13 protein-coding genes are annotated in these 13,216 nt (G+C 71.1%); 7 read left to right on the top strand and 6 right to left on the bottom strand.

Annotation, left to right across the window (positions count from 1 at the left end):
- Positions 1–12 precede the first annotated feature (12 nt).
- The 4 genes from dapF to C1M51_RS05880 are packed head-to-tail and all read left to right on the top strand — an operon-like array spanning position 13 to position 3,848.
- A complete protein-coding gene (gene dapF, locus C1M51_RS05895) occupies positions 13–903 on the top strand; it encodes a diaminopimelate epimerase (protein ID WP_129448644.1) in 891 nt (296 codons plus the stop codon).
- A gap of 5 nt (positions 904–908) precedes the next feature.
- Positions 909–1,586 carry a DUF484 family protein gene (locus C1M51_RS05890; RefSeq protein ID WP_129448643.1) on the top strand — a complete coding sequence of 226 codons (678 nt, stop codon included), beginning with the start codon at positions 909–911 and terminating at the stop codon, positions 1,584–1,586.
- Between the two features lie 11 nt (positions 1,587–1,597).
- Entirely contained in the window at positions 1,598–2,605 is a 1,008-nt protein-coding gene (locus C1M51_RS05885; RefSeq protein ID WP_242499986.1) for a tyrosine recombinase XerC, read from the top strand.
- Between the two features lie 49 nt (positions 2,606–2,654).
- Positions 2,655–3,848: a class I SAM-dependent rRNA methyltransferase gene (locus C1M51_RS05880; protein ID WP_129448642.1), complete on the top strand. Its 1,194-nt coding sequence runs from the start codon at positions 2,655–2,657 to the stop codon at positions 3,846–3,848.
- Between the two features lie 27 nt (positions 3,849–3,875).
- Here the strand turns inward: C1M51_RS05880 and C1M51_RS05875 are convergent, their stop codons facing one another.
- Genes C1M51_RS05875 through C1M51_RS05865 form a run of 3 tightly spaced genes read right to left on the bottom strand, consistent with a single transcriptional unit; the run spans position 3,876 to position 5,738 of the window.
- On the bottom strand, positions 3,876–4,307 hold the full coding sequence (locus C1M51_RS05875) for a potassium channel family protein (RefSeq protein ID WP_129448641.1): 432 nt from the start codon (positions 4,305–4,307) through the stop codon (positions 3,876–3,878).
- Positions 4,308–4,324: 17 nt separating this feature from the next.
- The gene (gene ybeY, locus C1M51_RS05870) at positions 4,325–4,774 is read right to left on the bottom strand and encodes an rRNA maturation RNase YbeY (protein WP_129448640.1); all 450 of its coding nucleotides are present in this window, start codon (positions 4,772–4,774) and stop codon (positions 4,325–4,327) included.
- Position 4,775: 1 nt separating this feature from the next.
- Complete coding sequence (locus tag C1M51_RS05865) at positions 4,776–5,738, bottom strand: PhoH family protein (protein ID WP_129448639.1); 963 nt, start codon at positions 5,736–5,738, stop codon at positions 4,776–4,778.
- Positions 5,739–5,830: 92 nt separating this feature from the next.
- Between C1M51_RS05865 and C1M51_RS05860 the strand changes: the two genes are divergently transcribed.
- The 3 genes from C1M51_RS05860 (at position 5,831) to ruvA (ending at position 9,038) form a co-directional block, all read left to right on the top strand.
- Positions 5,831–7,690 (top strand): sensor histidine kinase, encoded by a 1,860-nt coding sequence (locus C1M51_RS05860; protein WP_129448638.1) that lies wholly within the window; start codon positions 5,831–5,833, stop codon positions 7,688–7,690.
- 67 nt (positions 7,691–7,757) lie between these two features.
- A complete protein-coding gene (locus C1M51_RS05855; protein WP_011830813.1) occupies positions 7,758–8,417 on the top strand; it encodes a response regulator transcription factor in 660 nt (219 codons plus the stop codon).
- 42 nt (positions 8,418–8,459) lie between these two features.
- Positions 8,460–9,038 (top strand): Holliday junction branch migration protein RuvA, encoded by a 579-nt coding sequence (gene ruvA, locus C1M51_RS05850; protein ID WP_129448637.1) that lies wholly within the window; start codon positions 8,460–8,462, stop codon positions 9,036–9,038.
- On the opposite strand, the gene mutY is transcribed toward ruvA, so the two are convergent.
- The 3 genes from mutY to mutM form a co-directional block, all read right to left on the bottom strand.
- Positions 9,035–10,129: an A/G-specific adenine glycosylase gene (gene mutY, locus C1M51_RS05845; RefSeq protein WP_409072621.1), complete on the bottom strand. Its 1,095-nt coding sequence runs from the start codon at positions 10,127–10,129 to the stop codon at positions 9,035–9,037. The genes ruvA and mutY overlap by 4 nt on opposite strands.
- Before the next feature lie 8 nt (positions 10,130–10,137).
- Complete coding sequence (locus tag C1M51_RS05840) at positions 10,138–12,165, bottom strand: dynamin family protein (RefSeq protein WP_129448635.1); 2,028 nt, start codon at positions 12,163–12,165, stop codon at positions 10,138–10,140.
- A 129-nt stretch (positions 12,166–12,294) separates the two neighbouring features.
- Positions 12,295–13,134 carry a bifunctional DNA-formamidopyrimidine glycosylase/DNA-(apurinic or apyrimidinic site) lyase gene (mutM, locus tag C1M51_RS05835; RefSeq protein ID WP_129448634.1) on the bottom strand — a complete coding sequence of 280 codons (840 nt, stop codon included), beginning with the start codon at positions 13,132–13,134 and terminating at the stop codon, positions 12,295–12,297.
- Positions 13,135–13,216: the final 82 nt, after the last annotated feature.

Below are 13,216 nucleotides of genomic sequence, written 5' to 3'. Positions count from 1 at the left end.
AATCCCGTCATCATGAAGCTGCGGTTCACCAAGATGCAGGGCGCGGGCAACGACTTCGTCGTGCTCGACGCCACCCGAGAGCCGCTGACGCTGAGTCCGGCGCAGTACCGCTATCTGGCCGACCGGCGCTTCGGTGTCGGCGCGGACCAGGTCCTGATCGTCGGCGCGAGCGACGAGCCCGGCATCGACTTCACCTACCGCATCGTCAATGCCGACGGCAGCGAGGTCGAGCAGTGCGGCAACGGGGCGCGCTGCTTCGTGCGCTACGTGCGCGAGGCCGGCCTCACGAAGAAGAGCGCGATCCGCGTGCGCACCGCCGGTGGCGTGATCGAGCCGCGCTGGCTGGTGGACGGCCGCGTCACGGTGGACATGGGCGCCCCGGTGTTCGAGCCGGCCCGCGTACCGTTCGATGCCGCCGGCCTGCAGCCGCGCGAGCAGAACGGCTTCGCGCTGTGGCCGCTGGACGCGGCGGGCCGCACGGTGGAGGCGGCGGTGGTGTCGATGGGCAACCCGCACGCGGTGATGAACGTGGCGCAGTTCGGCAGCGGGGGCGTCGACGAGGCGCCGGTGGCCGAGCTGGGCCCGCTTGTCGAGCGCCACACGCGTTTCCCGCAGCGCGTGAACGCCGGCTTCCTGCAGGTGCTGAGCGATACCCATGTGAGGCTGCGCGTGTACGAGCGCGGCGCCGGCGAGACGCTGGCCTGCGGCACCGGTGCCTGCGCCGCGGTGGTGGCGGGCATCCGCCTCGGCTGGCTGCGCGCCGGCACGCCGGTCGACGTGGACACGCGCGGCGGCGAACTGACGATCGAATGGGCCGGCCGCAGCGACGCGCCGGTGTGGATGACCGGCCCCGCCGAGAGCGTGTACGTCGGCGAGATCGATTTACCGGAACAGGGAGACTGACCCAGATGAGCACGCAAGGCATTACCGAGGACGACATCGCGAGTTTCCTGCAGCAGACGCCGGGCTTCTTCGAGCGCCACGCCGACACGCTGGCCAGCGTGCAGCTCACCAGTCCGCACGGCAACCGCGCGGTCTCGCTGCAGGAGCGCCAGATGGAGATGCTGCGCGAGAAGATCCGCGGCCTCGAGATGCGGCTGGTGGAGATGATCCGCCACGGCCAGGAGAACGTGGCGATCGCCGACAAGCTGCACCGCTGGACGCGCTCCATCATGCTGACCAACAACGCCAGCGACCTGCCGACCGTGCTGGTGGAGCAGCTGAAGCACGAGTTCCTGATCCCGCAGGCCGGCATCCGCGTGTGGGGCGCGGCCGATGCCTTCGACTCGCTGGCCTTTGCGCGCCCGGTGAGCGACGAGGTGAAGAGCTTCGCGACCAGCCTGACGCAGCCCTACTGCGGCGTGAACTCGGGATTCGAGGCCGCGGGCTGGTTCGACGAGTCGGGCGCGGTGGTCTCGCTCGCGATGCTGCCGCTGCGCCACGACCCGGCCGCGCCGGCCTTCGGCATGCTGGTGCTGGGCTCGCCCGACCCGACGCGCTACACCGCCGACATGGGCACCGAGTTCCTGGTGCGCATCGGCGAACTGGCCAGCGCCGGCCTGCACCGGCTGCTGCCGGTGCACTGACGAGGCCCGTCGTGCCGTCGGCGCCCGCGGCCGCCCGACGCCGGAGCGCCGTCGCCGCCCGCCGTGAGCCTCCGGATGGCACGCCCGCCACGCCGCTGCCGCTCGATGCCGATGTCGTCGAGCACCTGCAGCATCTGAGGGTCGAGCGCCGGCTGTCGGCCAAGACCCTGCTCAATTACGAAGAGGCCTTTCGGCGGCTCGGCGAAGCGGCGCAGCGCGACGGCGTGGCCCTGCGTGCCGCGCAGCCGCACCACGTGCGCCACTGGATGGCGCGGCTGCATGCCGGCGGGCTGGCGCCGCGCAGCATCGCGATCGCGCTGTCGGCCTGGCGCGGGCTGTACCGCTGGCTCGGGCACGAAGGCCGGGTGGCGCTGAACCCGGTCGAAGGGCTGCGCGCGCCGCGCGCGGCCAAGCCGTTGCCGAAGGCGCTGTCGGTCGACCATGCCGTCGCTCTGGCCGATCACCGGCAGGTCGACGGCGATGCCCGGCTCGAGGCGCGCGACCGCTGCCTGGTCGAGCTGCTCTACGGCTGCGGCCTGCGGGTGGCCGAACTGGTGGGCCTGGACGTGACGCCCGGCGGCGGCGCGCTGGGCTGGATCGACCGTGCCGATGCTGAGGCACATGTGCTCGGCAAGGGCAGCAAGCGGCGCAGCGTGCCGGTGGGCCGGGCGGCGCTCGCCGCGTTGGACGACTGGCTGGTGCAGCGCGGCAGCGTGGCACAGGTCGACGAGCCGGCGCTGTTCGTCAGCCGCCACGGCCGGCGGCTGACCGCCTCGCAGGTGCGCACGCGGCTGAAGGAGCGGGCCCTCCAGGCCGGCCTGCCGACCCATGTGCACCCGCACATGCTGCGGCACAGCTACGCCTCGCACCTGCTGCAGTCCAGCGGCGACCTGCGCGCGGTGCAGGAGCTGCTGGGGCACGCCAACATCACGACCACGCAGGTCTACACCAAGCTCGACTTCCAGCACCTGGCCAAGGCCTACGACGCGGCCCACCCGCGGGCGCGCAAGAAGCCGTGATGCGTCGCCGGCGGCGCCGGCGCGCGCCGCCCCACGCGACAATCCGGTCATGAAATCGATCCGTCTGCGCGCCGGCAAGGAGCGCTCGCTGCTGCGCCGCCATCCCTGGGTGTTCGAGGGCAGCATCGCCTCCGGGAAAGCCGATCCGGGCGAGACCGTGCGGATCGACGCCCACGACGGCAGCTTCCTGGCCTGGGGTGCCTACAGCCCGGCGTCGCAGATCCGCGTGCGAGCCTGGAGTTTCGATGTGGCCGAGCGCGTCGATGCAAGCCTGTTCGCGCGGCGCGTCGAGCGCGCGGTCGCGCTGCGTGCGCGGTTGGCGATCGACAGCGACGCGCAGCGCCTGGTGCATGGCGAGGCCGACGGCCTGCCGGGGCTGATCGTCGACCGCTACGGCGACACGCTGAGCGCGCAGTTCCTCAGCGCCGGCGTCGAGCGCTGGAAGCCGGCCATCGCCGAGGCCCTGCTGGCAGCGACCGGCTGCGTGCGGCTGTACGAGCGTTCCGACGCCCACGTGCGCGAGCTCGAGGGCCTGCCGAGCGCGACCGGCTGGTTGCGCCGGCCCGCTGCCGACGGGGGCGCGACCGAACTCACGATCCGCGAGCACGGCTGGCAACTGAAGGTCGATGTGGCGGAGGGCCACAAGACCGGCTACTACCTCGACCAGCGCGACAACCGGCTGCGCTTCATGCAGCTGGTGCGGCAGTTCGGCTGCCGGCGCGTGCTGAACTGCTACAGCTACACCGGGGGCTTCTCGGTCGCCGCGCTGGCCGGCGGCGCGCAGCAGGTGAGCAGCGTCGATTCATCGGGCCCGGCGCTGGCGCGGGCGAGCGAGCACGTGCGGCTGAACGGCTTCGATGCCGCGCGGCACGAGGCGCTGGACGCCGACGTGAACGGCACGCTGCGGCGCCATCTCGAGCTCGGCGCGAGCTTCGATGCCATCGTGCTCGACCCGCCGAAGTTCGCGCCGACAGCGGCGCACGCCGAGCGCGCGGCGCGCGCGTACAAGGACATCAACCGCCTCGCGCTGAAGCTGCTGGTGCCCGGCGGCCTGCTGTTCACGTTCTCGTGCTCGGGCGGTGTCGATGCCGCCCTGTTCCACAAGATCGTCGCCGGTGCCGGGCTCGACGCCGGGGTCGATGGCTACCTGCTCGAACGGCTGGAGGCGGCGCCGGACCACCCGACGACGGTGAACTTCCCCGAGGGCGAGTACCTGAAGGGGCTGGCGATCCTGAAGCAGTGAGCCTGGCGATGCCGCGCGCGCTCTCAGTCAGCGATCGCGCCGCCGCCAGAAGCGCTCCATCTCCAGGTACAGGAAGGACGCGGACCAGCCGATCAGCAGCAGGCCGTTGAGCGCCTCGACGCCGGCCAGCAGCCGCACCGGGCCGGCCGGCACCACGTCGCCGAAGCCCAGCGAGGTGTAGGTCTCGGCCGAGAAGTAGAGCGCGCTGCCGAGGTCGGGCGTGGCGGTGCCGCCCAGCGACCCGTGGCCGGCGCTGATGATCAGCAGCCAGTAGCCGGCGCCGTAGAGCAGGATCTCCGCGCCGTGGCCGATGAAGCAGCCGAGCACGGCGACGATCAGCTTGGCCCGGCCCGGCCAGTGCAGCCGGTCCAGCAGGCGGGTCAGCAGGTTCAGCACCTCGTAGTGCGTGAGCGTCGTGGCGACGATCAGCAGCACGCAGCTGAGGACGACGAGGGCCATGGCCGGCGGGAGTGCGCTCAGGCGTAGGGATCGGCGTAGCCGAGTGCGCGCAGCACCTCGGTCTCGCGCGCTTCCATCGCCTGCGCCTCGGCCTCGATCTCGTGGTCGTGGCCCTGCGCGTGCAGGGTGCCGTGCACCAGCAGGTGGGCGTAGTGGGCTTCCAGCGAGCGGCCCTCGTCTCGGGCCTCGCGCTCGACCACCGGGGCGCACAGGATCAGGTCGGCCACCACCACCGGCTCGGCCTCGTAGTCGAAGGTCAGCACGTTGGTGGCGTAGTCCTTCTGCCGGTAGTCGCGGTTCAGCGTGCGGCCTTCGTCGGCCCCGACGATGCGCACCGTGATCTCGGCCGGCACGTCCAGTGCGGCGCGGATCCAGCGCAGTACCTTGTGGCGCGGCAGCTGGTCGCGATGGCTCGCATCGGCGAACTGCAGCGACAGGTTCAGCACGGGGCGGGCGGGGCGGACCATGCTAGTGCTCGGGCCTTGCTGCCGCCTCGTAGGCCTCGACGATGCGCGCCACCAGCGGGTGGCGCACCACGTCGGCGGCCGTGAAGCGCGTCATCGCGATGCCCTTGACGCGCCGCAGCACGCGCTCGGCCTCGATCAGGCCGCTCTCCACGCCCTTGGGCAGGTCGATCTGGCTCACGTCGCCGGTGACGACGGCCTTGCTGCCGAAGCCGATGCGGGTGAGGAACATCTTCATCTGCTCGGTGGTGGTGTTCTGCGCCTCGTCGAGGATCACGAAGGCGTGGTTCAGCGTGCGCCCGCGCATGAAGGCCAGCGGCGCGATCTCGATCGTGCCCTTCTCGAAGGCCTTGGTGACGCGCTCGAAGCCCATCAGGTCGTAGAGCGCGTCGTACAGCGGGCGCAGGTAGGGGTCGACCTTCTGTGCCAGGTCGCCGGGCAGGAAGCCCAGGCGTTCGCCGGCCTCGACGGCCGGCCGGGTGAGCACGATGCGCTGCACTGCGCTGCGCTCGAGCGCATCGATCGCGCAGGCCACGGCGAGGAAGGTCTTGCCGGTGCCGGCCGGGCCGATGCCGAAGGCGATGTCGTGGTCGAGGATGTGGCGCAGGTACTGGGTCTGGTTGCCGGTGCGGCCGGCCAGGTCGGCATGGCGGGTGCGCAGCGTGATGGCGCCGTCGCCGGGGATCGCGTCGCGGACGCTGCTGCCGCCGCCCTGGGCGGCCTCGACCAGCGCGAGCTGGAAGCTCTCGGGGGCGATCGGTTTCTTGGCGCGGTCGTAGAGCGACTGCAGTAGCGCCGTGGCGCGCTCGGCCTGCGCCTTGGCCCCTTCGATGCGGAAGGACTCGTTGCGGCGCGTGATGCCGACGTTGAAGGCCGCCTCGATGGCACGCAGGTGCTCGTCGAGCGTGCCGCACAGGTGCGCGAGGCGGATGTTGTCGAGCGGGATGAAGGCGTGGCGCAGGATCACGGGCAGGGCGGTCGCGTGGGGAGCCCGATTGTGGCGCGGCCGGGCGCCGGCGACAGGCACGCCCCGCGCACCATCCTGCACAATCGCCGCCCATGCTTCGCCACCTCTCCGCGCCCGGGCGCCTGTTTCTGCTGCTGTGGCTGGGCCTGTGCGGCGGCCTGCCGTTCGCCGCCCCGGCGGCCGCCCAGACGACGGACCTGCTGACGCTGCGCAGCGCCCAGGTCGCCAGCGTGCCGTCGCTGACGCTCGCGCCGCCGGTCGGCGGCGGCTTCGAGACCGTGGCACTGCCGGACGACTGGTCGGCGCCGGGCCCGGCGGGCGAACAGGTCAAGTGGTACCGGCTGCGCTTCGATGCGCCGCAGCAGGCTGCGGGCGCCTTGCTCGCCGCCTACATCCCGCGGGTGTGCTCGAACCTCGAGGTCTACCTCAACGGCCAGTTGCTCTATCGCGGTGGCAGCCTGCGCGAGCCGGTCACGCGCAACTGCTACCAGTCGCAGCTGGTCAGCCTGCCCGCGGGTCTGCTGCACGCCGCCGGCAACGAACTGGCGCTGCAGGTGGTGGGCTACCCGCTGCCGCGCGTGGCCGGGCGTCAGCGTGCCGGCGGCTTGTCGGAGGTGCTGATCGGCCCCTATCCGCAGCTGCGCGAGCTGCATGAGCGCCAGCGCTTCTGGAACGTGAGCTTCGCGCAGATCGTGGCGGCGACGCTCGTGATGATCGGCGTGGTGATGCTGGCGCTGGGCTGGGTGCGGCGCGTCTCGCACCTGAAGTACTTCGGCGTGGTGTCGCTGGGCTGGGCGCTGCTGAGCGCTCGCATCTGGTGGCGCGACATCCCGCTGCCGAATGGCACGCTGGAGCTGCTGAGCTGTGTCGCCTTCGTTCCGCTGTCGGTGTGTGCGGTGCTGTTCCTGCTGCGCTACTGCGGCATGAAGTGGCGTGCCGTCGACATTGCCCTGTGGACCCAGTGCCTGGTGATGCCGGCCGGCCTGTTGCTGGCCGGGCCGGAGCGGCTGTTCTCCGGTGCGGTGCTGTGCTATTCCGTGCTGGCGCTGGAGGTGTTCGCGGCGATCGGCTTCTGCCTCGCGCACGTGTGGCGTACGCGGCGCGGCGAGTTCTGGCTGCTGGGCTCGATCCTCGCACTGGTGGTGGTGGTGATCGGCATCGAGGTCGGTGTGCAGGACAGCTTCCTCAAGTTGCCCAATGTCCACGTCATCCACTTCGCGATCCCGCTGCTGTTCTGCGTGCTGGCATTCCGGCTGGTGCAGACCTTCGCGAACGCGCTGACCGCCGCCGAGACGGCGCGCCAGCAGCTCGAGCAGCGCGTCTACGAGATCTCGGCCGAGATCGAGCGCAATTTCTCGCACCTGGCCGAGGTGCGGGTGGAGCAGGTGGCGGAGAAGGAGCGCAAGCGCATCGCCGCCGACCTGCACGACGACCTGGGCGCCAAGCTGCTGACCATCGTCCACACCAGCACCGACGAGCGTATCTCGACGCTGGCGCGCGAGGCGCTCGAGGAGATGCGGCTGTCGGTGCGTGGCATCGCCGGCAAGCCGGTGCAGTTGACCGACGCGCTGGCTGACTGGCGTGCCGAGACGGTGTCGCGGCTGGGCGACGCCGGCATCGAGATCGAGTGGCACAGCACCGAGCCGACCACGCCGCGCACGCTGGCGGCCCGCTCCTACGTGCAGACGACGCGCGTGCTGCGCGAGGCCACCAGCAACCTCATCAAGCACAGCGGCGCCTCGCGGGCGACCGTCACCTGCCGCATCGGCGACGAGTTCCAGCTGGTGATCCGAGACAACGGGCGCGGCATCCCGCTCGAACTCGACGGCCGCCTCGACCGCGGCCACGGCATGGCCAGCATGAAGCAGCGCGCCAAGCAGATGCAGGGCCAGTGCCTGATCGAGTCGGGCCCGGGCTATGGAACCGTGATCCGGCTCACGCTTCCGCTGTGAGCAGCGTCCGGTCGCTTGCGGGCCTTGCTGTCAGCGCTCAGACTGTTACCATGAAATGGTGAGCGACATGACCCATATCCTGCTGCTGGAAGATCTGCCCGAGATCCGTGTCTGGCTGAAGGCACTTGCGTTGCAGGTGTTTCCACAGGCGCAGATCACCGAGGCCGCCCGCGTGCACGACGCGCGCGAGCACATCAGTGCCCAGCGCTTCGATCTGGCGCTGGTCGATCTGGGCCTGCCCGATGGCTCGGGCGTGGAGGTGGTGGCGGCGCTGCGCGAGGCCCAGCCCGAGGCGCAGTCGGTGGTCGTCACGATCCACGACGACGACGACCACCTGTTCCCCGCGCTGCAGGCAGGAGCCTTCGGCTACCTGCTGAAAGAGCAGTCCCGAGAACAGCTGGCCGACCAGCTGCGACGCATCAGCGCCGGCGAGCCGCCGCTGTCGCCGTCGATCGCACGCCGCGTGATCCAGTATTTCGCGGCCCAGCAGCGCAGCCAGTTCCGCGAGAAGACGCCGCTGATGCCGGGCGTGACGCTGACCGAGCGCGAGAACGAAGTCCTGCTGCGCGTGGCCAAGGGCTTCACGCTGCCGGAGATCGGCGTGCAGCTGAACCTGTCGCGCCACACCATCGCCGACTACGTGAAGCAGATCTACCGCAAGCTCAACGTGAGCTCGCGCGCCGAGGTGGCCCTGGAGGCCCAGCGGCTCGGCCTGTTCCGGCGTTGAAGACGGCGCACCCGTGCGCCGCGACCGCCGCGGCAGCCTAGGATGCTCGGTCGCCTCACCGGCCTACTGGCCGAGAAATCCCCGCCGCAGGTGCTGATCGACGTCGGCGGCGTCGGCTACGAGGTCGACGTGCCGATGAGCAGTTTCTTCAACCTGCCCGCCATCGGCGAGAAGGTCACGCTGCTGACGCATTTCGTCGTGCGAGAGGACGCGCAGGTCCTGTTCGGCTTCCTCACGGCGCCGGAGCGCGAGACCTTCCGGATGCTGATCAAGATCTCGGGTGTCGGGCCGCGCACCGCGTTGTCCATCCTGTCCGGTCTGACGGTGGGTGATCTGGCGCAGGCGGTGACGGCGCAGGACGCCAGCCGCCTCGTCAAGGTGCCGGGCATCGGCAAGAAGACCGCCGAACGGCTGCTGCTGGAGCTGAAGGGCAAGCTCGGTGCCGACCTGGGCCCCGCGATCGGCGGCAAGCCGGCCAGCGACGCGCAGGCCGATATCCTGCAGGCGCTGATCGCGCTGGGCTACAGCGAGCGCGAGGCGCAGGCGGCGGTCAAGGCGCTGCCGGCCGAGGTGGGCGTCAGCGAGGGCATCAAGCTCGCGCTGAAGGCGCTGGCGCGTTAGCGCGCCGTGAGCAGCTTCTTCAGCGGCGCCGGCAGCCCCACGGTATCGAGCGCGTCCAGCGCGATCCAGCGGCCGGGGCCCAGCGCGGCCTCGACACCCTCCACGCTGTCCAGCACCGCGCGCCGCGGGTGCAGCGTCCAGTCGAAGTGGGTCAGTGCGTGCTCGATCAGCGGCTGCGGCTCCACCGGGACCGGCCAGCGCCGCACCACCGCACCGAGCGCAGCTTCGTCGTCGAGCAGCGGCAGGCTCCACAGCCCGGCCCACACGCCGGTCGCCGGGCGTTGCTGCAGCCACACCGCGCCGGCGTGCTCCAGCCACAGCCACCAGTGTTCGCGGCGGGTGCGCTTGAGCTTGCGCGTCTTCACCGGGTAGGCCTCGGGCCGGCCCTCGCGTCGCGCCACGCAGTCGCCCTGCAGCGGGCAGAGCAGGCAGTTCGGCTTGCGGGCCAGGCAGACGGTGGCACCCAGGTCCATCAACCCCTGGGTGTAGGTCGGCATGTCGGTCGACGCCGGCGGCAGCAGCTCGCAGGCCCGCGCCCACAGGACGCGCTCGTGGCGGGCGACGGCGAGGTCGGCGCTGAAGCCCAGGACGCGCGTCAACACGCGCTTGACGTTGCCGTCGAGGATCGCGGCCCGCTCGCCAAAGCAGAACGCGGCGATGGCGGCGGCGGTCGATCGGCCGATGCCGGGCAGCGTGGCGAGCTGCTCGGCGCTGGCCGGGAAGCGGCCGCCGTGCTCGGCCATCACCGCCTGGGCGCTGCGGTGCAGGTTGCGCGCGCGGCTGTAGTAGCCCAGGCCAGCCCAGGCGGCCAGCACGTCGTCGAGCGCCGCGCGCGCCAGCGCGGCCACATCCGGAAAGCGTTCGATAAAACGAGCGTAGTAGGCCAGCACGGTGCTGACCTGGGTCTGCTGCAGCATGATCTCCGACAGCCACACGCGGTAGGGATCGCGCTCGCGCTGCCAGGGCAGTCCGTGGCGACCGTGGGTGCGCTGCCACGTCACCACGCGCTCGGCCAGGCTGGCCTTGGTGGCGGTTGCGCCAGCGCCGGACGCGGAAGCCGGCGTCCTGCCGCTCGGGGCCGGTGGGAACACGGCGGCGCTCAAGCGCGGGCCGGATCGATCTCGAAGTCGAGCAGCAGGTCGATCGAGTCGTCGAGGAGTTCGCTGGTGCTGACGGTATCCCGCTCGGACAGGTCGCCGCGCGGATCGGCGTGCAGTCGGGTGCCCTGGACCAGCTCGGTCACGCGCTGCTGCAACTGCTGCAGGCGCGCATCCTGGCTCTCGAGCTCGCTCAGGCGCGACTCCAGTTCGCCAGCGGCGGCCTGGATGCGTTCGAGTGCCTCGCGCCGGCGCTTGAAGCCCCGCCGACGGTCGCGCAACTGGGTGTCGATCTGCGCGGACGCGGTCTTGTTCCACAGCTCGAGCTCGCCACTGGCGCTCTCGAAGACGACGCGCAGCCGCGACACCAGCATGCGGCGGAACTGCTCGAGAAAGCGCTCCTGCGTGAGCTTCAGCGCCTGCGTCAGCCCCAGGTACTGCACGTAGTTGCGCTCGATCAGGTCGAGGTCGCCGACGAAGCGGCCGAGCTCGGGCGTCGGCGCGACCAGCAGGCTGAACCCGAATTCGGTGTTCAGCATCTCGAACGACGCCTCGAGCATCGAGTGGATCTCTTCGCTGCGCGATTGGGCGCGCTTCATGCGCTCGCGCAGCTTGCCGCACAGCGTCATGAAGGCCTTCTTGGCGCCGAGCTGCAGCAGCGAGCTGCGGATGCCTTCCTGCATCTCGCCCACGTGCTCGCGCAGCCGGTCGCTCGACAGGTCGAGCAGCGCGTCCTTCAGCATCCGGGTGTGCACGACGCGCATCGCCTGCAGGCGCGAGATGCACTGTTCGAACTCCGCCGCTTCGGCGTCGACACGCGTCAGCATCAGCTTGACCTTGGTGGCGTTCTTGCCGCGCAGGCCGCGCAGCTCGAGCAACTGCTCGGCGATCTGACGGCGCCGGTCGGTCAGGCGCCGGCCGACCTGCTGCTCGACGATCGCGATGCCCTCGACGCCGATCTGCGCCAGCATCTGCTGGCGTTGGGGCAGCAGCCGCTCGCTCAGGGCCTCCTCGAGCGCGGGAAGGCGGCTGGCGATGAGATCGGCCTCCTCGCCGGCCACGCGCGCCGTCAGGGCCTGCTTGGCCGACAGCGGGAACACGCGCTCGCGCGGCATGTTGAGCGTGTGAGCCACATCGTTGCACTGGCGTTCGATCTGCGCCTCGGTCTCCTCGGCCGTGCTGAGCGGGTCGACCAGTGTGTCGATCTTGTTGAGCACGACGTAGCGGCTCACGCCCTGCACGCCGAGGTGGTCGCGCCAGATGGCCAGGTCGGACTTGGTGACGCCGGTGTCGGCGCTCAGCACGAACACGGTGGCGTGGGCCGCCGGCAGCAGGCCGACGGTGAGTTCGGGCTCGGCGCCGATGGCGTTGAGGCCCGGCGTGTCCAGCACGACCAGGCCGCGCTTGAGCAGAGGGTGCGGCAGGTTGATCAGCGCATGACGCCAGGCCGGCACCTCGACGCATCCCTGTTCGTCGAGCGGCGGGTTGTCGTCCGGCGCGTCGTCGTTCCAGAAGCCGAGGTCGCGCGCCATCGTCACGCTGACCGACCGGGTCTGGGTCACCTGGGTCAGCGCCTGTGCCAGGCCTTCGGTGTCCTCCATGTCCAGCGGCGTCAGCTGCCAGGCTCGGGGCTGGCGGCGCAGGTCGGCGAGCGAGGGGCTCTGCAGGCGCGTGTCGATCGGCAGCAGCGCGAGGCCGGGCGGCTCGTCGGCCTCGTAGCCGATCTCCACCGGGCACATCGTGGTGCGGCCCGGCGTCGCCGGCAGGATGCGGCGGCCGGTGTCGGCGAAGAAGATGGCGTTGATCAGCTCCGACTTGCCGCGCGAGAACTCGGCGACGAAGGCGACGATGAGCTTTTCACCTGCGAGCCGCTGGCGCAACGATTCGAGCAGGCCGGTCGCGGGCTCGTCGAGCAACTCGTGCTCGCGCAGGAAACGGGCGAGCTCCCGCACCCTGGATTCCAGCGCGCTGCGCCAGTGACCAAGGGTATCGACACTGTGGGCGAACGAGGCGGACGGGTGACTTTCCAACGCGGGCTCTCTGTGCGGATGATGGTAGCGCAGGGCCCTTCGCACCGGCGCGCCGCCGTCGTCAGCACGTCACGTCCGCGCCGCTCAAGACGTGTGCATTTGTGACAGCGGGCCGCTGCGCCGACTGCGCTAACGGCGCTGGCAGCGAGGGCAGAAGTAGGTCGAGCGCTGGCCCTGGACGATGCGGCGCACCGTGCCGCCGCAGGTCGTGCAGGGCTCGCCCTCGCGGTCGTAGACCCGGGCCTCGTTCTGGAATGCGCCGCCCAGGCCATGAGCATCCCGGAAGTCGCGCAGCGTCGAACCGCCCAGCGCCACGGCGCGGGAGAGCACCGCGCGCACGGCCTCGACGAGGCGCCCGCAGCGCGCCAGGCTGATGCGATCGCCCGACGTGCGCGGGTCGATGCCCGCCAGGAACAGCGCCTCCGAAGCGTAGATATTGCCCACGCCGACCACGATGTCTCCGGCCAGCAGCGCCTGCTTGATGGCGACGCGGCGGCCCCGCAGGCGCGCGTGCAGCAACGTGGCGGTGAAGCCGGCCTCGAGCGGCTCCACGCCCAGTCCCGCCAGCAGCTTGCCGGCCGCTCCCTCGTCGCGCGAGGGCGACCACACGGCCGCGCCGAAGCGGCGCGGGTCCGTCAGCCGCAGCAGGCCGTGGCTGGTCGCCAGGTCGAAGTGGTCCCAGGGGCCGGGCGGCGCGGCGTGCATCGACAGGTTCAGCGAACCCGACATGCCGAGGTGCAGCAGCAGCCCGCCGGCATCGGCCGCGATGCCCGGCCGCGCTCCCAGTGCGAACCACAGGTACTTGCCGCGGCGGTTGACGTCGAGCAGGCGCCGCCCGACCAACGTCGACGGCGCGCAGCCGAGCGGCCAGCGCAACGGCTTGCCCATGCGCACCCCGGCGATCTCGGCGCCGCGCAGTCGATCGACCAGGCTCAGGCGCGTGACTTCCACTTCGGGCAACTCGGGCATAGGGCCATTATCTGGGGATGCATAGAATGAAATTCGACTTTGGAGTGTCCATGGCCCCTTTCCGCTTCGCTGTCCTGGCCCT

Origin of the sequence: Methylibium sp. Pch-M (genome assembly GCF_004136295.1) — a bacterium.
GTDB lineage: Bacteria > Pseudomonadota > Gammaproteobacteria > Burkholderiales > Burkholderiaceae_C > Methylibium > Methylibium petroleiphilum.
This window is presented reverse-complemented; position numbering and strand designations above follow the sequence as displayed.